The following is a 21,749-nucleotide window of genomic DNA, read 5'->3' as shown; positions in this document are numbered from 1 at the left end:
CCTGTGGTAGACAGCGCATCTCACCGATCACAACGACTGGCCAGCCCAGCGTCCAGGCGTAACACGCGCCGCGACACCGAATCTTCCAGCGCTCGACCAGATTCCGCTCTATTCTGCCCACGCGCGAGCAGCAGTGCATCCGGGATCACCCCGAACCCGACCCTGAATTCCGACCGGCCGCTGAAAAGCCCGACCAGCACGATCTAGGTGTAATGCCCATGGACGTTGGTGACGGCGTGGCGAGCTGACATGGCGAAGACCTCCGAGTGAAGTGCGAGCTGCCAAGCAAACGCATTCACCAGTCCGGAGGTCTTCGTGTCTCACCGTAATGCCCCGTTGTCGGAGTTGGGCCGGTTGCGGCTCGCGCGATGTGTCGTCGAGGACGGCTGGCCGCTGCGGCGCGCCGCCGAACGGTTCCAGGTGGCTCACACAACCGCCAAACGCTGGGCCGACCGCTACCGCGAGCACGGCCCAGCCGGGATGGCCGATCGGTCCAGCCGCCCGCACCGCAGCCCGAACCGAACCCCGACTCGCACCGAACGACGTATCATCAAAGTCCGTCTGCTGCGCCGGTGGGGACCGGCGCGGATCGCGTATCTGCTGGGTTTGAATCCCGCCACCGTGCATCGAACCTGCGACGCTCCAAGCTCGCCCGGCTAACTCATCTCCGATTGCGCCACCGGCCGGGTGATTCGCCGCTTTAAGTACCCCGCACCCGGCGATCTGGTGCATGTCGACATCAAGAAACTGGGCAACATCCCCGACGGCGCAACAGCAACAGCCATGTCGGCTCCAGCTACCTGCACAACGCCGTCAACGATCATTCCCGGCTCGCCTACAGCGAAATCCTGTCCGACGAGCGTAAGGAAACCGCTGTCGAATTCTGGCATCGTGCCCGAAAGTTCTTCGCCAGCAACGGAATAACCGTCAAACAGGTCCTGACCGACAACGGCAGCTGCTACAAGTCCCGCCTCTGGCACCAAACGCTGGCCGATACCGGCATCACGCACAAGCGGACCCGCCCCTACCGGCCCCAAACCAACGGCAAGGTCGAACGATTCAACCGCACCCTCCTCGAAGAATGGGCCTACGCCCGCCCCTACCGGTCAGAGGCCGAACGCCGAACCGCATTCACCGACTGGCTACACACCTACAATCACCACCGCGGCCACACCGCACTCGGCGGACACCCACCAGCCAGCCGCGTTCCCAACCTCTCAGGTCAGTACATCTAGTGCACGCACGAGATCGGGAAGGCCTTGCGGCGCACCCATACGGGCACACCGGACTAGGCCGCACCCGCAACCCGGTGGCGGGGTCAGTCTTCGGCGACCACGATCACGCTGTCCAGCGCGGACAGGGTGATCGTGGTGTCCTTGGGCGGGTTGAGGGTGACACCGTAGGCCGGTGGCTGGTCCGTGCGGTGATGGAGCCGGTAGCCGATCGCCGCTTCACCGCGCAACCGCGCGGCATAGACGACGGTGGCGAAGTTGACCTCCGCGTCAGTGGTGACGTAGTCCAGGGCGGGCTTGAGGTAGATCTCCGAGCCGCTGGGATCGAACAGGTCGGTGAACACTGCCTGCAGATGGCGGTTCTCGGCGAGCTGGGTCAGCAGCAGGCTGATCAGCTTGCTGCTGACGATGAAGTCGTCAGCCTTGGTGACCTGCGCGATCTCCCGGTTGGCGTCGTCGTTCATCTCGGTGACGATCGAGAACGGATCGCCGATGTGGACTTCGATGTCACGCAGATGCAAGAGGGTCACCAGGGTCCGGTCGTCGGCGTGGTCCTCCTCGAGCATGTCGTCGGCGAGCACGATGACGTGCTGGTAGCTGCCCGGGTTCAGCGCTTCCAGCGAGCGCCGACTGGTCGGCTCGCAGGCCCGATAGCCGACAGTCAGGTTCGCCCGCGGGCTGCCGGTGACCTCGTCGGGCGGGGGATGCGGGGCGGCGATGTCGAGCACCGACCCGGGTGCGACGTACTCGTCGAGCAGGCCAAGAACCCGGGGGCCGCGCGAGTTCCAGCCGACCAGCAGGGTCCGGTCGGGTGCGGGTGCGGGTGCGTAGTCCGGGACGGCCACCAGGGCCGCAGTGACCACTGGTACCGGCTCGGTCGCCAACTCCACCAGAAGATCGTCCTCGGCGATCAGGACGATCTGGTCGTCCGCGGCGATCACGGTGTCCATCGGCGGGTTCACCGCCACCGTCCCGTCGCCGCGGCGCAATCCCAGCGGGCAGCCGCGGTCATAGGCGCTCAGCGCGTCACCATAGGTCCCGCCGACCAGGGTGGGCTCGGCCTGCAGGTAGATCCCGTTGCCGGCGAAGTCGAGCAGGTCCGTGCACACCGTGGACAGGCCCGACTGGCGATGCGACTGCACCACGATCCGTACCGTGATGTCCTCGGCGTCGATGACCAGGGTGTCCGCGTCGGCGGCCAACCGGGCCGAGGCCAGGTTCTCCGACTGCCGCACCGCGGCGACCACATGCGGTCGCCGGGCCGGCCACGACCGGTTGTTCAGCAGCAGCAAGGCTTTGATCACGTCAATGTCGGCATCGTCGCTCGGCGGCGGCAGCACAATGACCGACTTGGCGGTGTCCAGGCTGACCAGCTCCAGATCGATCCGCTTGAGCGGGCTACCCGACCGACAGATCACCCTCGTCCGGCCCGTGTCGCCGACCCGGGCACGGATCTGGTCCTCCATATCGACCTTGTCCCGATCGGCCAGGATCACCACGCTCGAGCGGCGAGTGCTCTGGTTCGCGCCGGCCAGCTCGGCCACTACGGTAAACACCTGATCGGACCAGCCCAGCACCACCGTATGCCCGGCCTCGATCAGTGGGGCCCGGCCCTTGCGCAGCTGCGTGATCTGCTGTTCCAGACCGGTCACCAGCACACCGATCAACGAACTGACGATGAAGATCCCGCCGAGCGTCACAGCCAGCATCAACACCAGAAACGGCACGCTGAACACGCTCGCGTCGTCGCCGCCCATCGTCCCGGGATCAAGCGTGCGCAGCAAACTCATCCACGCCACACCCACCCAGCCGCCCTTGACACCCGCGACATCAGCCGGCGCGAGAAGCACGGCCAGAGCAGTGATCACCGCGATCAGCACCACCGACGCCAGGCCCAGCCAGCCGATCAATGCCGGAGTCCCGCGATCCATCGTCCGGTCGAACCAGAATCGCAGCCGGTCCCGCACTCTGACCCTGGCCACCCTCACCCCTTCTCACACTCCTGGCGACCCGGCGCAGATGAACGTAGCCCTCCGCAGCGAATCATGCACCACCAAACCAACATCCACGTCCAGCCCCGCGGTGGCGCGAGCATGCAGCATATACCGACCCGTCAAGGGCCCCGAACCGCACTGCAGCGACGAGGAAACCACTGGCCCATGCTCAACGGCCGACACCGGGCGGCCTACGAAATCCCTTCGCCGCGTTTACAAGCCGGACACGTCCAACGTCAATCGCACAGGCCGGTGATCGCTGAGCCGACCGTCGCCGAACCCCAGCCTGTCCAAGTCGATGACGTCGAATCCACGTAATGCCGCGACCGGAAAAGGTGTGTGGCATACCAGCGATCGATCCTGCATGGTGGATCCGGCGAGCCGGGCGGACGGACCTCGAACCGGATGCCCCCGGGCTGCACGATCGCCCCCAAAGGGTGTTAACCCGGGCGCTGGAGGTCAGACAGATGAAGACGTCACTCACGCGACGCGTGGGTCTCGGGCCAGACATCGACCACCTCTGAATGCGCGGTAATCGGCATGTGCGGATGCCCTGTGCCGCAGCTCATCTCGCGCAGCTGACCGCGACGTAAGCGGCATTTCCATGCCATCGCATCCGGTGATCCTGATGCTCCCGGGTTGGCCGTTGGCTGCTGTCGGCGCGTCAGCCGCCTGCTGGGGCGGGGCGGAGGTAGTAAGCGGGTGAAATTCGCTCGCCGACCGAGTCGTTCGGCGTCACGCTCTACAACATGGAAGAACCACAACACAGGATCCGCGCGCTCCATACGGCATCCACCGTCACTGTCTACCAGGCATACTCCCCGGTCATTGGCAGGCCCGCTATCCGCGATGGCGCCTTCCCCGCGACATGGAAGCGAGACCGGATGACGTGGATCAAGCCGTCGTTCCTGTGGATGATGTACCGCTGCGGCTGGGGTACGAAGCCGGATCAAGAGACCATCCTCGCCGTAGAGATCTCACGCAACGGCCTCGAATGGGCATTGCGGCATGCGTGCCTGTCGAGCTACGAGCCCGGGCTGCATCCCGACCGCAGCGCCTGGCAACGTCAGCTGAAGCGCTCGCCCGCCCGCGTCCAGTGGGATCCCGAGCGGGATCTGTACCTGCAGCCCCTTGCGTACCGCTCGCTGCAACTCGGGCTCTGTGGTGAAGCCGTACGACGTTACGCGGACGAGTGGACAGCCTCTATCAGCGACATGACTCCGCTGGCCCGCGAGATTCATGCGCTGGTCAGAGATGGTGACCTCGACTCTGCTGCCCGACTACTGCCCGATGAGCGCCCGTACCCAGCCGCGGACGAACTGCTGGCACATCTTCGTTCGTGACTGCGGACCCGCCATCCACGGGTGGTCCCACACCCCGGGCACGAAGCATTGAATCCTGGCCAACCGCGCGATAGGCGGCAATATCGGATGTTCCCGCGCCGCGTCCGGTCTCGTCGCCCACCGCTCTCACAGTGCGGGTCCCAAAACGGTTGGTACCGGCAGGAACTGACGTCGGAACCCAGCATTTCCCACCGACCTGGCGTGTCGACGAGACGGCTATTGCACGAGGCGCAGGACTCTGCGCCAGTAGCGGACAAAGACCCTGCAATGTCGCCACAGCGCCGAAGTAGTTTGTTTCCAGCATTCCGGTCTTGCCGCCGCCAGCGATCGCCAGTTCGGCATCGATCGGTCCGTACTCACTGACCTGATCGACGACACCGATGCTGACCTCGACCGAGCCTGAGAATCAGCTCTACTGCCACGGCATGCCCCCGTGGGGACTGTTGAGTACCAGAGGCGCCGAACCCTTCCGCAGGTAGCCGAAGTCCTTGTAGTACTCGATGTGCTGATGCCCGCCGTCGGCCATGGACCCCACGCTGCGGAGGTCCTCCGCGAGGAGTTCCAGGCTCTCCCGGTCTCCCGTCAGGAGCAGGACCTGGCGCTGCTCGACGATCTGCACGAGCAGCACAGCCGAGGACCAGCATCCGAACGGACTTCGACAGCCGCGAGATCCTCGGTCTCGAACCTGCCCTTGCCCCGGGCCACCACGGCGGCCAGAGCTTCGAACTCTTCCGCAGAACCGCTGACGTCGACCGTGCCGTCGCTGAACTCCTCGACCCTCATATACCTTCCCCACGACAGCAGCGGTGTCAGTTCCTCCGCGCAGGCCTACAGTTCGGACAAAAGTACGGGATCGTACGACCGGGCCGACTCCCCGTGTCGCATTGACCAGGCATGTCCGCTCGCGCTCAAAAGCCGCATACCGCGCTGACCGAACCGGCCAGCGCGAGGCGTCGACGGCCGGAACCTGGAGCGGCACAGGACGTCCGCAACTGCCGAATTTCGCGCTTTCCACATGATCCCGGCGGTTGACAGAACGCCTTCGCGGCCCGCTCGAGGGTGCGTTGTCGGTAGGATTCCTCGGCGGTGATGGGAGTGGGATGTCGGAAGTTGTGAAACTGACGGCGGTGGATTCCGTGGGCAGGCTGTGGCCAGTCGTGCTTCGTCTGGGCGAGCCGTCGGTGACGCGGGTGGAGCTGGTGGGGCAGGGCGTTTTCGGATCGATTGATGACGACTATCTGGCCCGACTGCTGGCGGTCCGCGCGTATCTGGAAGAGCGGGGGCAGCTGTTGTGCTGCCTGGGTGCCCGGCCGGATGTCTGGCCGTCGGGAATGTTGCGGCAGTTCGAGAACGGCCGACGGGCATACGTCCTCGACCATGATCGACGTGGTGGGGAGTGCGAAGTCGTGGATATCTTCGCTCCGGCACCGGCCGAGACGGTCGTGAGCGCAGCGGAGCAAGCTAGGGCGGTTTTCGCGTTTCATGGATTGCCCTGGCGAGCAGAGTAACTGCTCCATCGGATCAGGCAATGCACTGAAATGCCGTATACCGCGCTGACCAATCGGCCAGCGCGGGGCGGTCGGCGGCGGGCATCGCAATCGTCGAAGATACTCAGGGAGACAACAGACATCGCCGCAGATGTAAGTCCGTCTCGACGTCTCCGGCAATGCTCAGACGAACAGCATCTGATCGAGGATCTCCACGGACTCGCCCACCGTGATCTCGAGCCTGCCTGCCAGCGAGTCGGTGTTGAATTCAGTCGCCGGCCATGACTTGACGGAGTCCTAGCCAATGACTCCCTCACCGGCTCCGATCGACCCGGCGGCGATCGACGCGGCACGAACCCTACTGACGCACATGGGCATCACGATCTCCGACCTCCTCGACGTGCCCAGCACCAGCCGCCTGCTTCAGGCACCACGCACCAGATGTCGGTGTCCGATTGCGGCAACGACAAGTGTCAGTGCGGACGCTAGCCCCAGGGGCACCGCGATATGGAGTCTCAGCAGGAGCGAACCGACTACTGCACCAGAGAATATGAGTGCTATCGCTCCGGCTCGCCGATTCCACACCGCCTGCCTACCTCCCTGCACGAACGATTCACCTGCCAGCGTAGTAAGGGTGGATGTCACGACGACCGTCGTCATGTCCCTGATCGCGAGGCGCCGAGCGACGGCTGCTTGCTCTCCCATCACGGCAGCTATGCACGCCGCGACGATGGCCTGCACATTCGCTGATATGTGCTCACCGACGGTAATGAGCACAGCGACCAACACCGCCAGAACTACTCCGCCGCCGCCGAGCAGTGCGGTAGTGCGGAGTTGCCACACCGGTGGCGATGTTCGGAGTAGTAGGCCGGACGCGAATGCTCCGACGGCGAAGGCTACGAGTGCAATTCCTGGTCCGAGCACGGGCAACTCATCGGCCCCGGCGACACCCATGCCCAGAATCACTATGTTGCCCGTCATGTTTCCGGTGAACACCCGATCGAGTCCGAGGTAGCCGACAGCGTCGACGACACCCGTGACGAACGTGAGAGTCATCATCAACCACAGGCCGACCGAGTCGGTTCGGGCTGCCCCGAGTGACCGCGTCATCTGATGCGTCTGCTGTCCTACCATGTCGACCTGCTTTCTTTGGAGAGATTCGTCGGTCGCCAGGCCGACCCATAGGAAATCCATCTCGCTAGGACAGCCTGGACACCGCAGCGGTCAGCTCGATCTCGACGGGAGAACCGGATGGCAGCGATGCCACACCGACAGCGCTACGTGCCGGTAGGTATTCGTCTCCGAACAGGTCGGCCAGAGCTGCCGATGCACCGTCGGCGACGGCGGTATGCTGGGTGAAATCGGTTGTACTGGCGACGAACACGGTCATCTTCAAGCACCGGATGATTGGACCCCCTACGCCGGCCTCGATGGCAAGCACGGCGTTGTGAGCCGCAAGCGCGGCAGCGGATTGCGCTTGCTCAACTGTCACATCCAGCCCGACGGTGCCGGTGATGGTCAACTCGCCGTCGATACGCGGAGTCATCCCGGCACTGTAGGCAATACCCTCGTGCACGGTTGCTGCCACGTACCTTCCCTGCGGCTTGGGGGTGGGAAATTTCGGCGACTCAGGCACTGAGAGCGATCCCTTCCTGGCGAGGGTCGGCAGCCCCGATCATCAGGCCGCGATCGTTGTCCATCGAGATCACTTGAGCACTACCGCCGCCGCCCCATGAACTTTGCCTTCGGACTCGGTGGCCCAAACGCTCGAGTTCGTCTACCGTGCCGGGATCGATCCGATCTTCGCATCGCAATTCCGACTCGAGTCCGACGACATCCGAGTCGCTACCGGGGAACACCGTGAAACGAGGCGCTGCAACGGCTTCCGCCGGGCCCAGGCCGTGATCGATGAGGTGGGACAACAACTGCATGTTCCATTGCACCTGCCCGTCCCCGCCTGGGGTGTTCCCGACGTGCAGCAGGTTGTTCTCCGAGTCGGTAACGATCCACGCGTTCAGGGTGTGCAGAGGTCGTCGTCTGGGCTGTACGGAATTGGGATGTCCTGGAATCAGATACGCACCGCGGCCGAATCGGTTGTTGAGCACTACGCCGGTGCCGGAAACCGAGATCTTGGCGCCGAACGTGAACGCCAACGAGTGGATGAAGCTGACCGCTCGTCCGTCGGAGTCGACGACAACCGTGGAGGTGGTGTCACCGTCATGTACGTCGAATGCACTGGGCGCCAGCGTCCCTGAGTCCAGTTTCTTCCGTGCGGACGCTATGGATTCTTCGGTCAGCAGGCTGCGCCACGCATCGCTATCGGCTCCGCATCGGGCAAATCGATCTTCGAACGACATCCGTGCGGCACGGGCCATGCGGTCGATCGCTATCGTCGACATCCATGGTGTGAACCCGACACTACGATCGCACAGTGCCGCTTGCTGTAGGACCATCCAGCCTGGAGTCGGCAGCGGCGTTTGATGGACGACGGCTCCGCCATAGTTCATGGTGATCGATGGCGCCACAAGGGCATCGGCAGTCGCGGCCCACTCTTCACCACTGAAGGGGGCGCCGCCGCGCGCCAAGGCCGCGACGGCCTGTTCGGCGAACGACCCAGTGTAGAACCAGCCCGGGTCGGTCGCCATCGTGCGAATGGTGCGCGCAAGATCGGCCTGCGGAAGTTGTTGCCCGACATGCGGAAGGGATCCACCCGGCAGATACACCGCACTCAGACCCGGGTCCCTGGCGATCGCGTCGACCGCCTCTGCGATGTCGGATCGAGTTTTGGCAGAACAGGGTAGTCCCCTCTCTGCTGCGCGAGCCGCGGGTTCCCACAGCTCGACGAGCGAACGCGTCGCTCCGCTTCGGTGCAGCGCCGCCAAAGCGGCCGGCGCTCCGGGCACGGCGACCCCGAGTGCTCCGTCCAGAGGGATGCTCGTATGCCCTCGATCCCGGTAGAAGTCGACGTCGGCGCCATCGGGGCCGAATCCGCTGCCACCGATGGTATGAACGTGCCCGTCGGGATCACGGATCACTGCGAACGCGTCGCCGCCGATACCGCACTGGCCAGGTAATGTCAGCCAGGTCATCGCGGCCATCGCGAGGGTTGCGTCGATTGCGTTGCCGCCGTCGGCGAGGACACGTGCCCCGACAACGCTGGCTGCCGGATGACTCGAGGAGACCATGCCGTCTGTGGACAATGTCGAAGGGCGCATACTCATCTCACACGCCCCTGTTGGCTCGTCGACGCGGAATCGAGTCGGTATCGTCGGGGTCGATGCCGACATAGATCTCGCCGTCGCGTTCCTCGACAGGGTATGTCTTGATCGGTTCGGTCGCGGGTGGGCTGATCGGTTCGCCGGTCTCGAGGTCGAACACGCTTCCGTGGCAGGAGCACCCGATTCCGTCGTCGACGAGTTTGCCGGATGACAACAAGCAGTCCAAGTGCGTGCAGTAGTTCGAGGTTGCATATGCCTTGCCATTCAACCGGGCCACCGCGAATTCACGGTCACCGCTGAAGAATCGGCGGACAATACCTTCGGTAACCTGTCCGGAGCGGGCAACTCGGTTGAACTCCATAGTGATCTCTTCTCGATTGGGGAGGGACTGTTCAGGATGCAGCGAGGTACACGGTCTTTTCGGATTGGTAGAAAGCCATCATCGATTCACCAGCCTGTTCCTTGTTCGTCTGTGTGCTCGAGGCTTTGTATCCACCGAACGGTACGTTCATATTCATGCCAGTCGTCGGCTGATTGATCTTGACGAGACCTGTTCGGGAGCGGCGCGCGAACGCCAGAGCGCAACCGATGTCGGACGTCACAATGGCTGCGCTGAGCCCGAATTCGGTGTGGTTGGCGAGCTCGAGTGCATGTTCGAAATCATCAGCACGCATGAACAGCAGTACCGGACCGAAGATTTCTTCGGCGGCGATGCGCATGTGGGCAGTGCCGCCGGAGAATACAGTGGGGGCCACGAAGAATCCCGTGCCACCGTCGTCGAGGGCTTTGCCGCCGGTGACCAGTTCCGCGCCCTCGTCGATTCCGATTCGGATGTAGTCGAGTACTTTCCGGTATTGGTCGCCGCTTGCGAGAGCGCCCATGTCACTTGATTTCTCCATGCCCGGCCCGACGACGATATCCGCGGCCAACGCGACAACTCTGTCGAGCAACGCATCGTGCACCGCGTCGACGGCCAGTACGCGGCTGGTGCCGGTGCATGCCTGCCCTGAGAGTCCGAATGCGCCCTTGACGATCAGTGCGGCTGCCTTGTCGAGATCGGCGTCTTCGAGCACCACTACCGGGTTCTTGCCGCCCATCTCGAGTTGACTGCGACGTGCCGGCCCGACCGCTGCGTGAATCGCTCGCCCTACCTGGGTGGACCCAGTGAACGTGACGGCGTCGACGCGTTCGTCTGCGGTGATGGCTGCTCCCGCAGCGCCGTCTCCTTGAACGAGTGCGATCGCGTTGCCGGGCAACCCTGCTGCCAGTAATGCTTCCACCAGGCGTTGTCCCATCAAGGGGGTTAGCTCCGATGGTTTGAATACGACGACGTTGCCGGCGGCGAGTGCAGGCCCGAGCTTGCGAGAGGGAATGTTGAGCGGGAAGTTCCACGGCGTGATTGCTCCGACGATCCCAACGGGTTCGCGTAGCGTCATCACCAGCCCGTCACCCGACGACGGGTAGGTGGCCCCGACGGTGCGGAGAGCCTCAGCTGCGTAGTAACGGAAATTCATCGGCGTACGGCTGACCTCCATCGTGGCCTCGGCAACCGTCTTGCCCTCTTCCCTGACGAGCTCTTCGACCAGGCTCTCGGCGTGCTGCTCGAGGTGCGTGGCCGCGCCCTCGAGAATGGCGGCGCGCCGCTCTGGTGGGGTCTCTGCCCAACCCTGTGCCGCCTTCGCGAGCGCGGACACGGCTGCCTGGACGTCCGAGGCGTCCGATCGGGGAAAGACGCCGATGACATCCGACCGATCGGCAGGGTTGCGCCTCTCGAACGTTGCGCCCGAATGCGCCGGGACCCAGTGCCCATCGATGTAGTTTTTTCCGTGGATCATCAGCTTGTCACCATCTCTTCGTCGTCGGCCAGCAGGTCGAAGAGCTCGACATCGGGATCTGCCAGGATTTTCGGGTCGAGTGCGCGCCCGACCAGTTCGCGGGCGGCACCGATGTCTTCTCCACGGTCGAATGCGCAGGCGCCGCGCAGAATGCCGTCGTCGAGGTAGAACGCGGTGAATACGCCTGCGTTGATGTCGCCCCTGACGACGAGGTCGGTGTGTTGCGCAGATCCGGTGAACTGCACGTTGACACCGAACTGGTCGGACCAGAACCAATGAGCTGGATCGACGACACCGATACGGCCAAGCATCAGGTTTGCGGTGGCGGCGCCCTGTTTGCTGGCATTGTCGAAATGTTCGACGCGTATGTGCCGTCCTGCTCGGTCGGAGAACCGTGCTGCCACATCGCCTGCGGCGTACACCGATGGGATCGATGTGCGCCCTTGGGCATCGACGACGATGCCGTGCCGGACAGTGATTCCGGATGCTTCCGCTACCGCGGTGTTCGGCTCGATTCCGATGCCGAGGACCGCCAGGTCGGACGAGATGAGTTCGCCTCCGGCGAGCCGCACTCGAACCCCGGAGCTATCGCTCGAGATATTCTCGACAGTTGCCGATGTTCGTACTTCGATTCCGTTGCTGCGCTGTAGTTCAGCGCATGCTCGAGCGACACGGTCGCCGAGCAGTCGCGACAGTGGCAGTGGGCCGGCTTCGAGAACCGTGACCTGAACACCGAGTTGGGCAGCAGTAGAAGCAATTTCGAGCCCGATGAAGCCGCCACCGATAAGAGTGAGCCGAGCGCCCGGTCGGAGCACGTCGGCGAGGCGCTGCGCATCGTCGATGGTTCGGAGGTAGTGGACACGTTCGGGTTCTGAGCCTTCGACTGCCATGGTGCGAGGGCGGCCACCCGTGGCGATCAGTACCGAGTCAGCCGTGAGTGTGCGGCCGTCCGCGAGTTCGACAGCGCCCGCTACGGAATCGATTCTCACTGCGGAAGAACCGGACAGCAGTTCGATGTCGTTCTTTTCGCGCCATGCTTCGGGGAGGAGCATCAGCGATTCCGACTCGCACTGGCCGGCGAGAAACTCCTTCGATAACGGCGGTCGCTGATACGGCGCATGGCATTCGTCGCCGATCAGGATTATTCGACCGTCGAATCCTCGTCGCCGAAGCGTGCGTGCCGCAACGGCGGCGGTCTGGCCGGCGCCGATAGCGACGATAGTGTTGGACGGCATGCGCTCACTCGCTCTCTTCGGTGCTGCTTCAGGTCGCCGGTGTGTAGGTGGGGCGCCGCGTCAGATCGACGTAGATCTCGTCATTTTCGATCTTCACCGGGTATGTCGGCTGGCAAAGGTCTTGGTCTTCCTCGTAACCGGTCTCGAGGTCGAATGCCCACTGATGCCCAGGGCAGATCACTCGACCGTGCAACAGAGTGCCCTTGGTCAGCGAGCGATCCTGATGCACGCACATGTCTTGGAAGGCATAGATGCGGCCACCCGCTTGGAAGAGCCCGACAGCTACGTCGCCGATCTCGACGCGCAGCTTCTTTCGGCTGCCGAGCGCACTCACCGTGGTTGCCAGCGTCCAGGTCGTCTCCACTGTCGATCCTTAGGTTGTCGGCGGAATTAACTACAGGACTTGCGCCGCGGCGCAGCCCGGACGGATGATGTCCGGGCTTGCCCCGACATGCTGTAAAAATCAGGCGTCGGCCAGTTCCAGATCCGGTGCGACGTAGGTGTCGTACAGCCCCTTGGTGTAGGAGAACCGCATCTCAGCACCCCACTGGACCAGCTGCAGGCAACGCCGCTGCAGTGCGGGCGTATCGGCGTGATCGAGCACGATCTGATATCCGCGCTCGCCGTGCACCACATCGGAGGTGATGTGGAGCTCGAAGAACTCGATCTCGTCCTCGGTGAAGCCGTAGACCTCGCGAAGCGGGATGATCTGCTTCTTGTAGATGCTCGGTACCTGCGATTCGAGACCGACGACCAACGCTGCCGTTGCGACGACGAAGTGCTCGCGCTGAGATACTGCGTAGCACCACGACTGAAGTCCGCGGGTGATCGCATTCATGTTGGACGGGTCCTCGACCCGCTCCTTGGTGGTGCCGCATGCCTCGGCAAACTTGATGAGCAGGTCGGTGTGCCGAATGTCGGCCAGCTCTTCCTCGTACATGTTCTGCAGCGTGAAGTCCTTGGCGCCGGTGAACTCGTCCGGGGTGTTCGAATAGATGTTCGCGAGGTAGTCGGCGAATGGTCCCACGTAGTGGTAATGGTTCTCGGCCCAGCGTGCGAAGTGCTTCTTCTCGAGCTTGCCATCGGCCCATGCCTTGCTGAACGAGGCGTTGGATGCTTCGCGGCCCTTGATGGCGTTCTCGAGTGCGGCGCGGAAGTCGTCGCGGTTCAAAAGTTCGGTCATGAGATGCCCCATTTTCTGATGCGATGTGTGGGTGATGGCTCTTCGTTGACGAGCCCTGATTCGACGCTATCGAGGCCGCCGGGCTGGAGCCACGGTCAAAGTGACTCGATATCAACGGGTTTCGTGTGCGTTGTGTTCAATCTCGGGCGTAGGCGGCGGTCAGCGCTTCGAACTCCGCGAGCATTGCTGCACCAACGGCTTTGTCCTGCTTGCCATTTCCTCCGCTGATTCCCACTCCTCCGACGATCTGTCCCTCGAACGAAAGCGGGAACCCGCCGACGAAGATCGCGAACTTGCCCGGCAGCATGTGTGAGATGCCGAAGGCCTCGTTACCGGGGAGCGCGGGACCGTCGGGCGCCTCGTTGAACAGGTGCGTTGCCCGCTCGTGTCCGGCAGCCGTGAAAGCCTTCGCGATGGCGATGTCCACCCCGGTGATGCGAGCTCCGGGCAACCGATGCAGGGCAATGACGTTGGCACCGTCATCGACAATGCACAACGTCTGTTTGACACCGATCTCGTCGGCTTTGGCTCGTCCTGCGGCGAGGATCGGGAGTGCGTCGTCGAGGGTGATGCGGTGAATTCGATGCATGAGCGTCTCCTTCTTCGTGTCGGCTGGAGGTTGTATTACGGATTTCTATCAGCGCCGCCGACGGATTGCCCTAGGCAAAGTAGCCATATTTCCGAGGCTTTTCGGGTCATAGTGCACGTATTGCATGGTTATTATGTCGGTCATACTGTTCTGAATCGGCGTATTCGAGCCATGGCCGAGAGGGAGCGAACGTTGAACGATTCTGGCGATCATGCCGAAACCGAACGGTTGTCGATCCGAGGTCTACTCGAAGAACCGGTCTTTGCGAACGGGCGGATACTCTCCGGCGAAGATCAACTCGACCGACCGGTGACCTGGTGCCTGCCCTGGGATGAGGTACTGAATCGGCCCGAATCGCTTGCCGAGGTAGCGGTGTATGTGCGGTCGGACGCACTTGCGAATTACCATGGAAACTTGAGTTCGCTCGCCGCGCGAGGCGCAGCAGTACTGATCATCGACGGTGTCGCCCCCGCGGACAGCAGATGGCCGGACGAAGTACCGGTGTTCGAGATCGGTTCTCCGGTCGGCTTCACCGCGATGAACAGACTTCTCGCCGAACGAGCGTTGACGCAAGAGGCGCACGTGATGCGGTACCGGGTGATGGTTCACCAAGCCTTGGTGACCCTGCTGCACCGAGGCGCAGGTCTGCCGACTCTCATTCGCGAAGTATCGATGCTCACGGCCAACCCTGCGCTGGCGCTCGATGTCCGCGGCGACCTCATCGCCGCGTCCGGTCTGAAAGACACGACGTCGCAAAGTTCTGTTGTATTGCTGAACCATCTGGCGGAGGTGCTACCGACCCGAAGCGAACGACTGGTTGGTCACGGTCACGATGTGAGAGTTCTCGAGTTGGGCGGATCGCCCTATCCACTAGCCGTTGCCGGAGCAATGCAACTCGCCGGTCGGCACGAAGGGTGGATCGTCGTCCTCGTCGGAGAGGGCAAGGCGCGCAGGCACGATATCGCTCAGTACTCGGTAGTAGCCGAACAGGCAGGCACCATTATCGGGACGGAGATGCTGCGCCAGCGAAGCGTCGACGAAGCAGAGGAACGCGCACGTGGCGACTTCGTCCAGGCCCTCGTACACCACAATTTTGCCAACCAACTCGACCTGCGGACAAGGGCGGCGTTACACGAGATCGATCTGGACCTGGACTACATGGTGTTCGTGGCACCCGGCCTGACGTCACGCTCGCACGACGGTCCGAGTGCGAGCCTGATGCGTCTGGCGCGATACGCCGCAGGTGTGCTCCCCCATCCTGACATCCGATCGCACGTCACCGTCATCGGCGATGTACTGGTGGTGATTCGCCCAATTCGGTCTGGTCGCGACCTGGAGATATCGGAGTATGCCGAGGAAATCGCACGTGATCTCGAAGCACGTCTGGGCCAACCGATTCCCATTGCTCACGGACGCTTGGCGCACGGTGCGGTGAACATCGGCGAGAGCTACCGTGAGGCCAGGATCGCGCTCGGTATAGCCACGCGGCTCAACCTCTCCGGGTCGGTTGCATATCGAGACCTCCGCGGCTTCAGCGTCCTAGAAGCTGCGTCGGGTACCGAGGAGAGCCGCCGATTGATCGCCGACGTGCTCGAACCACTTCGTGCAGGCAACGGGGCAAACGACGTCGAGGAGTTCCTCTTCGCCTATCTCGAAGCGGGCGGGAATCTGAACGCCGCAGCCAGACGATTGCAGATCCATCGCAATACCATCATCTCCAAGCTCAACCGCGCATCGAAGATCATCGGCATGGACATTCGCCGACCCGAGAATCAGTTCATCGTCTGGTTGGCACTCCGACTCGACCTTCTTTCCACGGTTCGTGACAACGTTGCCCGCGAGGTATCCCCGCGCGGGTGAACTACCCGTCTACCGGGTTTCGACCTGCGAACGAGATGCCGAAGCCTGCCGAAACCATCACGGCAGCAACACCGAACAGCAATGCATAGGATGCAGCGCCGGCATGCAGAGCGATGCCGACCCACGCCGCGCCGACGGCGGTTCCCCCGAAGCGGATCAGATTGAACACGCCCAGACCAGTTCCCATCGCTCCCGCCGGTGATCGCGTCGATCCGGCGGCGGCCGGCGTTTGTACCATCGCGATGCCGAGCCCTGCCGCCACCAGAATCGCCACCAGCGCCGCATGAGAAAGCTGCAACGACGGCCGTAGTAGCGCAGCCAATCCGATTTGACTGCAGGCCAACACGATCAGTCCGGTACGCATGACGATGCGAGGCCCGACCCGGTCGATGACACGTCCGGCAACAGTCGCCGCGAATGTCATCGTGACGGGCAGAACGAACAGCAACAATCCTGCCTGCGATGTGGAACTACCCGCGTCGGTCAGGTAGAGGGGTACCGCCAGCAGCGTCGCCCCTAACGCGAACATCTGCACGAATGCAGCGAAAGCACTTCTGAGAAAACGAGTTTCGAGTATCAATTCGATCGGAACGAAAGGGTTCGCGCTCCGCCGAGTGCGAAGTGCGAAAAGCACCAGGAGGGCAAGGCCGAGTCCGAGTGCGATCAACTTCAGCCACACCGGAATACCCTCTTCGGAGATTGCCGTGATGCCGAGAATCATCAGCGCCGCACCGCCGGTGAGTGACGCAGCAGACCAACCGTCGAGCGTCATCCTTCGCCCCGGGTACTTCGGTACACACTTCATCGTCGCCAGGTAGCCGATGATGGCAATGGGTATCAGCGGCACGAAAGTCCAACGCCATCCCCACCAATCACTGATCACGCCGCCCATCGACGGGCCCACCGCCTGGCCGAGACCGTTGACAGCAGCCCAGGCTCCGACAGCACGCGCTCGGCGAGCGGGACCGAACAGCCACGCGATAAGGCCCATGACGGCGGGCGCGAAAGCAGCGGCAGCCAAACCGCCCAACGAACGCCATGCGACCAGAACCGGCAACGTGGGGGCCAACGCAGCACCGAGCGAGCACGCCGCTGAACCCAGCAGGGCCCCGCAGTACACGCGCCGTCGACCGAATCGGTCTCCGATCCAACCTGCCAACGGCATTGCTGCCGCGAAGGTCAGCAAGAAACCGACTACTACGAAGATCCCACTGCCGAGGGATGCGTCGTACTCATCCAGGATCGCATTGAGCGGGACGTTGACGATGTTGTTGCTGACGGTGCCGACAAACGTTCCGATGAGGAGTGCAGCGAGCGCCGGACTGGTCCCGATGCCGCGGTCGGTCGCCGAATAAGTTGTCCCGTCAACCGAATCGAGCTTCGAACGCATTATGTTTTTCCGTTTCTATAACGCTGGGAGATCGCCCCGATATGCCGTGGCCGACAGATCACCGGCCGGTACGGTAGGTACCAGACTCGGATTGTTCAATTTATTCGATTCGGTGGCAGCGCTGTGGACGCCGCCTGGTCGGGATGGCCGCGCACTTGGGAAGGCACCGTACGCATTGCCGTTTTCGGTATGTGCGGGGGTGGCACTGACAGGACTTGCCGGAACGTTTGCCGGTGACGATCCCGTCTCGTCTTGTGTAACGTCCGGCGCCAACGAAGTTTGAGGCACTTCGGGTTTCGCACGGGCATGACGCTTCTTCGACCCGGCTCGGGAAAGGATCGCGAGTCGGGTCGAAGAGAGGTCGGCGAAGCGTGGGCGCAGCCTTCAGACAGTCTGTGTAATCGAGACAGGAGACGGATCGATGGGAGCAACAGATCCGATTTCCCGCTCGAGGATTCCGGCGATCTGCAGACAACGGTAATCGTGCCAAAGTGGAGCCACAATTTGAATACCGAGAGGACCGGCAGCTGTTCGCGTAACCGGAGCGGACACGACAGGAGAGCCTGTCGCTGAAATAGCCGTAACGAAGCGCATCGAGTCTATGACCTGATGCGCGCGAGATTCACCGCCGGTATCCATCTCGACCTCGAACGGTGGTTCGATGCTGACCGGGCCGATGAGAGCGTCGTATTCGGATGCAAACTCATGCCAGCGCGTGGTGAGCTCTGTCAGTCGATTCAGTGCGCTCAGATAGTCGGTGAGGAGTCCGGAGGTCGAGAAGTAGCTCTCCATGTATTCCAGTGAACGCAGTGTCGTATCCGGATCGGCCAAGAGACGCTTCGCTTTCCATTGCGTCTTGGTCTCGTGGTAGACGATGGATCCGCGGGTCTGTTCCAAGTCGCGAATCCACACCGGGTCGACATACTCCACCTCTGCACCGGACCCCTCGAACACGGCGCAGGCTTTCTCGAGCGCTGCCGTCACTTCTGATGACACTGTGCCGCCCGGCTCCGCGATCACGCCGATACGTAGCCGCTTCGAATCCGAAGTAGCCTCGGGGAGTTCCGGCGCCGGAAAGCCACGGGGGCGGGCGGAGATCATCGAACGCAAGCCGAGTTCGGCATCTTTGACGTTGCGCGAGATCACGCCCTCGGCACCGAAGAGTTTCGCACCGAAACTATTTCGAGCCCCATCTGTAGGAGTGAGCCCGATAGTCGGCCGCAGTCCGACAACTCCGCAGCAAGAAGCTGGATGCCGTAATGACCCACCCTGATCGTTGCCGTGAGCCAAAGGCGCCATGCCGGTTGCGACCGCGGCGGCAGAACCACCACTTGATCCGCCGGCGACTCGGTCCGGTACATGAGGGTTTACGGTGGTACCGAACAGCGGATTCGAGGTATGCCACCGAAGCGAGAATTCCGGCGCATTCGCCATGCCGACGACGACGGCACCTTGACGGCGAAGTGACGCAACAACCCAGGAATCTTCTTCCTCAACCTTCTTGGTTAAGCCGGGACACCCGTTTGTATTCGGTTGTCCGGCTACCGCAGTGTTGATTTTGACCACTACCGGCACCCCGGCCAAAAGTCCTGAGCGTTTCGCGGCGTCTGCATCGATTGCGTTTGCGGCAGCGCGAGCCTCGTCGAGCAACAGAACGGGCAGAGCGTTGACGGCGCCGTCTACGATCTCGATACGCTCGATGTGAGATTCCAAAACCTCACTGGCACTGAGATCCCGTCGATGGACGGAATTGGCGATTTCGTTTGCGGACAAAGTCCATACAGGGTTGGCATTCACTTCTGTAGCACCTCTCCGGCTTGCAGGTCATCCATATTGCTTGTCAGCGAATTGGATTCACCGAGATCGGCGCCTACCGCATCCAAGTCAACATCTCGCGTCTCCGGCCCCAGCCAAGCACCGTAGGTCGTCAAACAGCCGGCAATAACGACTAGAATCACCGGGGTGTATGAATAGGGAACCAAGAGTTCGAGGCCGAGCATGTAGAAGCTGTACAGAGCGGGAAGCATAGTAGCCACTGAATAACCAACAGCGAATCCGGTGGCTCGCACGCTTGTCGGAAAGCGCTCGGTAATGTACGTCACTGACACCGGAAAGATACCTGCTGCCAAGACGATACAGATACCGATCAAGGCCATCGTGACTACACCGGAACCGCCATTCGAGGCATTTAAAAGGGCAACCGCATAGAGGGATGCCCCTAACGTCGTCACTGATACTCCGGCCCACATGAGTACTTTTCTACGGCCGATGCGTTGACCAAGTGCGCCGTAACCGAAGTAGCAGAAGGCGAGAATAATGTTTGCCGCGACCAGTCCTTGGCTTACTGTCGAGGCCGATTGGCCAAGATAGTTGACCAGAACGCCGGGGACAGCAGACGAGATGGCATGAAAGCCGAGCCACACCCCCGACATCATTATGAGGATCTGAATCAGTGATCGTCGGTTCCGCCCTCGAGTGAGTTCCACGAGTGGTCGGCGCCGAGGAGTAGTGCCCTGCTCTTGCGACTCAGCAGGCAGTGATTCCGTGACAACTTTTCGGAAGTAGATCAGGAAGCCCAGCGTTGCGACGGCGCCGAGCACAAAGGGCATCCGCCAGCCCCACTGGACATAGGAAGAGCCGATTCCGTTGGCCGGCAGGTAGTGAAGCACAATCGCGGCGGCGACAGAGATCGTCGCCGCACCGAGCGGATATCCGATATTAGTGTATGCGCCGACGGCTCCACGCAAATTTTTGGGTGCCGACTCCATTGCCAGCGCTGGGAGGCCCGCCGTTGCACCTCCCATGAAGAAACCACCCATGAATCGGACGGCTAGCATCAGTACGTAAGCGACTATTCCGATGCTGGAATATCCCGGAAGTGCCGCCATCGCCAATGTCAGTACAGCCACGCAGGGAATCGCAATCGACACCGAGCGTCGACGACCCACCGTATCGGCGATATGACCGAATACAACTGCGCCGAACGGACGCGCCAACAAGGTGGCGGCGAAAATGATGTAGAACATCGTGGTGCTCGTCGCCAAACTGCTTTCGGGTGGGGCAAAAAAGATTATGGCGGGCGCGAGAACCACAGTGGGAAGGTAGATATCGATGACGTCGACGTAGAATCCGAGTGCTGCGGCATTCGTGACTCGTCGGGTTTTCTTTGGCAGGGACCTCAGCGTGGGAGGGTTTTCATTCCCAGTTCGTGATGCGCGGCGGGTGTCTGCCTGCATAGCTATCTCCGCTCTGAAAGGGTCGGTCCTGAGATTGGAAAGATGCTGGAGTCCGCCCCTTCCTCGAAGGTCATTACCTTCGGGCGGGTGAACGGATTGAGGATGTATGGATTTGTTCCGGTTCGGCGGCTTTAGCAGGCCTTAGCTTCTCGGACATCGGCTGGGCCGTCAACAACGAAAGTGCACACTACAGAGGACGGAAGCTGTGCATAGTGACTTGAATCACAGTCATAGGTGTCGTCGAAGTAGCCCTTCCGGTGGTCAGCAGGGGCGTGACGGGCCGGTCGCAGTCGTAGGCATGATGCCTCCGAACCTCGGCCAACATCGGAACCATGCACCGATTCAAAGGTCTCGAATACCAACGCCTCACCATTGTCGGAGCCGGCGACAGCATCATCCCGCGCAGCACCATCGAGCGCTACCGGACCGACGACCCACCGCGTTATGACCGCGAACACCGTAAAGCTCGGTCACTGCTACTCGTCGCCGCGACTCGGGCCAGGGACGTTCTGCGGGTGAGTTGGCACGGCAAACCCAGTCCCTATCTACCCGTTGGGAGCCGCTCCTGATCCGCTGTCGAACAGCGGATCAGGACCGAACGTTTACACATCCCCGCGCCATATCCGGGACAGCGAACCTGGCTCGTAGCGCAACTGGTAGGCGCGGATACCCGCGCCGTTCATGCGGTACAGCGTAATCTCCGACAGGAACTGCTTTTTGACCTTCACCGCACGGGAGATCTCCTCGTCGGCAACTTCGCCGATCCAGTCCTCGAAGATCACGAAAAAAGTGGGCCAGAACCAGTCTTCAGGCGGAAGCGACAACTTGCTGTACAACCGGATTCACTACTCGATTCTGAGACAAGACCGGACGCGAAGGCTACGCCGTTTTCCGATGCGATCACGGTGAATTCAGATTCGAACGGTGTCGGCGCGCAGGTAGCTGTAGACGGTTTCGCGGCTGATGCCGAATTCCTTGGCCAGCAACGACTTCGACTCACCCGCCGCGGCACGCTCACGCAACTGGCCGGCCTTGGCCGTAGGGCATGCAAGGACTTTCAGGCTCCCCCACGCCTCGTCGTCGCTGGAATGTCAGTAGTTCCTCGTCATGACAAATGCCAGTGAACGTCCATGCGGCCCAGCCGCAA

At 62.2% G+C, this 21,749-nt stretch carries 19 protein-coding genes and 2 pseudogenes; 5 read left to right on the top strand and 16 right to left on the bottom strand.

The genetic code is table 11. The annotated features are described in order from the left end of the window. Positions 1-315 precede the first annotated feature (315 nt). Positions 316-1,235 (top strand): annotated as a pseudogene (locus AB0J29_RS20055) (IS481 family transposase). 83 nt (positions 1,236-1,318) lie between these two features. Here the strand turns inward: AB0J29_RS20055 and AB0J29_RS20050 are convergent. Further along, the gene (locus tag AB0J29_RS20050; protein ID WP_364787987.1) at positions 1,319-3,214 is read right to left on the bottom strand and encodes a hypothetical protein; all 1,896 of its coding nucleotides are present in this window, start codon (positions 3,212-3,214) and stop codon (positions 1,319-1,321) included. Positions 3,215-3,975: 761 nt separating this feature from the next. Between AB0J29_RS20050 and AB0J29_RS20045 the strand changes: the two genes are divergently transcribed. After that, entirely contained in the window at positions 3,976-4,569 is a 594-nt protein-coding gene (locus AB0J29_RS20045) for a DUF4291 domain-containing protein (RefSeq protein ID WP_364787984.1), read from the top strand. A gap of 412 nt (positions 4,570-4,981) precedes the next feature. Here the strand turns inward: AB0J29_RS20045 and AB0J29_RS20040 are convergent, their stop codons facing one another. Further along, positions 4,982-5,197: a hypothetical protein gene (locus AB0J29_RS20040; RefSeq protein WP_364787981.1), complete on the bottom strand. Its 216-nt coding sequence runs from the start codon at positions 5,195-5,197 to the stop codon at positions 4,982-4,984. A gap of 472 nt (positions 5,198-5,669) precedes the next feature. On the opposite strand from AB0J29_RS20040, the gene AB0J29_RS20035 reads away from it, so the two are divergent. Continuing rightward, positions 5,670-6,077, top strand: a complete 408-nt coding sequence (locus AB0J29_RS20035; RefSeq protein ID WP_364787978.1) for a hypothetical protein — start codon at positions 5,670-5,672, stop codon at positions 6,075-6,077. Positions 6,078-6,479: 402 nt separating this feature from the next. Here the strand turns inward: AB0J29_RS20035 and AB0J29_RS20030 are convergent, their stop codons facing one another. From AB0J29_RS20030 to AB0J29_RS19990, 9 genes are all read right to left on the bottom strand, one after another. Further along, positions 6,480-7,190 carry a YoaK family protein gene (locus AB0J29_RS20030; protein ID WP_364787975.1) on the bottom strand — a complete coding sequence of 237 codons (711 nt, stop codon included), beginning with the start codon at positions 7,188-7,190 and terminating at the stop codon, positions 6,480-6,482. Between the two features lie 64 nt (positions 7,191-7,254). Continuing rightward, positions 7,255-7,692 (bottom strand): RidA family protein, encoded by a 438-nt coding sequence (locus AB0J29_RS20025; protein WP_364787972.1) that lies wholly within the window; start codon positions 7,690-7,692, stop codon positions 7,255-7,257. Beyond that, entirely contained in the window at positions 7,685-9,277 is a 1,593-nt protein-coding gene (locus AB0J29_RS20020; protein ID WP_364787968.1) for a gamma-glutamyltransferase, read from the bottom strand. Before AB0J29_RS20020 ends, AB0J29_RS20025 begins: the two co-directional genes overlap by 8 nt. A 1-nt stretch (position 9,278) precedes the next feature. Next, a complete protein-coding gene (locus tag AB0J29_RS20015) occupies positions 9,279-9,635 on the bottom strand; it encodes a non-heme iron oxygenase ferredoxin subunit (protein WP_364787965.1) in 357 nt (118 codons plus the stop codon). A 31-nt stretch (positions 9,636-9,666) separates the two neighbouring features. Next, positions 9,667-11,109: an aldehyde dehydrogenase family protein gene (locus tag AB0J29_RS20010; RefSeq protein ID WP_364787962.1), complete on the bottom strand. Its 1,443-nt coding sequence runs from the start codon at positions 11,107-11,109 to the stop codon at positions 9,667-9,669. Continuing rightward, positions 11,109-12,344 carry an FAD-dependent oxidoreductase gene (locus AB0J29_RS20005; protein ID WP_364787959.1) on the bottom strand — a complete coding sequence of 412 codons (1,236 nt, stop codon included), beginning with the start codon at positions 12,342-12,344 and terminating at the stop codon, positions 11,109-11,111. The genes AB0J29_RS20010 and AB0J29_RS20005 overlap by 1 nt, the downstream gene beginning before the upstream one ends. A 28-nt stretch (positions 12,345-12,372) precedes the next feature. Continuing rightward, positions 12,373-12,708 carry a Rieske 2Fe-2S domain-containing protein gene (locus AB0J29_RS20000; RefSeq protein ID WP_364787956.1) on the bottom strand — a complete coding sequence of 112 codons (336 nt, stop codon included), beginning with the start codon at positions 12,706-12,708 and terminating at the stop codon, positions 12,373-12,375. A gap of 99 nt (positions 12,709-12,807) precedes the next feature. Further along, on the bottom strand, positions 12,808-13,527 hold the full coding sequence (locus AB0J29_RS19995; RefSeq protein ID WP_364787953.1) for an iron-containing redox enzyme family protein: 720 nt from the start codon (positions 13,525-13,527) through the stop codon (positions 12,808-12,810). Between the two features lie 136 nt (positions 13,528-13,663). Next, complete coding sequence (locus tag AB0J29_RS19990; RefSeq protein WP_364787950.1) at positions 13,664-14,116, bottom strand: heme-binding protein; 453 nt, start codon at positions 14,114-14,116, stop codon at positions 13,664-13,666. Positions 14,117-14,308: 192 nt separating this feature from the next. Between AB0J29_RS19990 and AB0J29_RS19985 the strand changes: the two genes are divergently transcribed. Beyond that, positions 14,309-15,976 carry a helix-turn-helix domain-containing protein gene (locus tag AB0J29_RS19985; RefSeq protein ID WP_364788127.1) on the top strand — a complete coding sequence of 556 codons (1,668 nt, stop codon included), beginning with the start codon at positions 14,309-14,311 and terminating at the stop codon, positions 15,974-15,976. Between the two features lies 1 nt (position 15,977). Here AB0J29_RS19985 and AB0J29_RS19980 read toward each other — a convergent pair whose 3' ends face one another. The 3 genes from AB0J29_RS19980 to AB0J29_RS19970 form a co-directional block, all read right to left on the bottom strand. Beyond that, complete coding sequence (locus AB0J29_RS19980; RefSeq protein WP_364787947.1) at positions 15,978-17,366, bottom strand: MFS transporter; 1,389 nt, start codon at positions 17,364-17,366, stop codon at positions 15,978-15,980. 384 nt (positions 17,367-17,750) lie between these two features. Beyond that, on the bottom strand, positions 17,751-19,163 hold the full coding sequence (locus AB0J29_RS19975) for an amidase family protein (RefSeq protein WP_364787944.1): 1,413 nt from the start codon (positions 19,161-19,163) through the stop codon (positions 17,751-17,753). Continuing rightward, positions 19,160-20,602, bottom strand: coding sequence for an MFS transporter (locus AB0J29_RS19970; protein ID WP_364787941.1), 1,443 nt, complete (start codon positions 20,600-20,602; stop codon positions 19,160-19,162). Before AB0J29_RS19970 ends, AB0J29_RS19975 begins: the two co-directional genes overlap by 4 nt. A 332-nt stretch (positions 20,603-20,934) precedes the next feature. Here AB0J29_RS19970 and AB0J29_RS19965 point away from each other — a divergent pair, with 332 nt between their 5' ends. Then, a complete protein-coding gene (locus AB0J29_RS19965; RefSeq protein WP_364787938.1) occupies positions 20,935-21,171 on the top strand; it encodes a 3'-5' exonuclease in 237 nt (78 codons plus the stop codon). Between the two features lie 33 nt (positions 21,172-21,204). On the opposite strand, the gene AB0J29_RS19960 is transcribed toward AB0J29_RS19965, so the two are convergent. Beyond that, positions 21,205-21,384 (bottom strand): hypothetical protein, encoded by a 180-nt coding sequence (locus AB0J29_RS19960; RefSeq protein ID WP_364787935.1) that lies wholly within the window; start codon positions 21,382-21,384, stop codon positions 21,205-21,207. A gap of 129 nt (positions 21,385-21,513) precedes the next feature. After that, positions 21,514-21,636: pseudogene (locus tag AB0J29_RS19955) on the bottom strand (helix-turn-helix domain-containing protein); the annotation flags it as partial. Between the last annotated feature and the right edge of the window lie 113 nt (positions 21,637-21,749).

The sequence above is a fragment of the Nocardia sp. NPDC049707 genome (assembly GCF_040674855.1).
Taxonomy (GTDB): Bacteria; Actinomycetota; Actinomycetes; order Mycobacteriales; family Mycobacteriaceae; genus Nocardia.
This window is presented reverse-complemented; position numbering and strand designations above follow the sequence as displayed.

Bases quoted from the DNA above. Each gene is read 5' to 3' on its own strand.
- AB0J29_RS20045 (WP_364787984.1), top strand. From the start codon at position 3,976: ATGGAAGAACCACAACACAGGATCCGCGCGCTCCATACGGCATCCACC.
- AB0J29_RS20035 (WP_364787978.1), top strand. From the start codon at position 5,670: ATGTCGGAAGTTGTGAAACTGACGGCGGTGGATTCCGTGGGCAGGCTG.
- AB0J29_RS20030 (WP_364787975.1), bottom strand. From the start codon at position 7,190: ATGGTAGGACAGCAGACGCATCAGATGACGCGGTCACTCGGGGCAGCC.
- AB0J29_RS20020 (WP_364787968.1), bottom strand. From the start codon at position 9,277: ATGAGTATGCGCCCTTCGACATTGTCCACAGACGGCATGGTCTCCTCG.
- AB0J29_RS20015 (WP_364787965.1), bottom strand. From the start codon at position 9,635: ATGGAGTTCAACCGAGTTGCCCGCTCCGGACAGGTTACCGAAGGTATT.
- AB0J29_RS20010 (WP_364787962.1), bottom strand. From the start codon at position 11,109: ATGATCCACGGAAAAAACTACATCGATGGGCACTGGGTCCCGGCGCAT.
- AB0J29_RS20005 (WP_364787959.1), bottom strand. From the start codon at position 12,344: ATGCCGTCCAACACTATCGTCGCTATCGGCGCCGGCCAGACCGCCGCC.
- AB0J29_RS19995 (WP_364787953.1), bottom strand. From the start codon at position 13,527: ATGACCGAACTTTTGAACCGCGACGACTTCCGCGCCGCACTCGAGAAC.
- AB0J29_RS19990 (WP_364787950.1), bottom strand. From the start codon at position 14,116: ATGCATCGAATTCACCGCATCACCCTCGACGACGCACTCCCGATCCTC.
- AB0J29_RS19980 (WP_364787947.1), bottom strand. From the start codon at position 17,366: ATGCGTTCGAAGCTCGATTCGGTTGACGGGACAACTTATTCGGCGACC.
- AB0J29_RS19970 (WP_364787941.1), bottom strand. From the start codon at position 20,602: ATGCAGGCAGACACCCGCCGCGCATCACGAACTGGGAATGAAAACCCT.
- AB0J29_RS19965 (WP_364787938.1), top strand. From the start codon at position 20,935: ATGCACCGATTCAAAGGTCTCGAATACCAACGCCTCACCATTGTCGGA.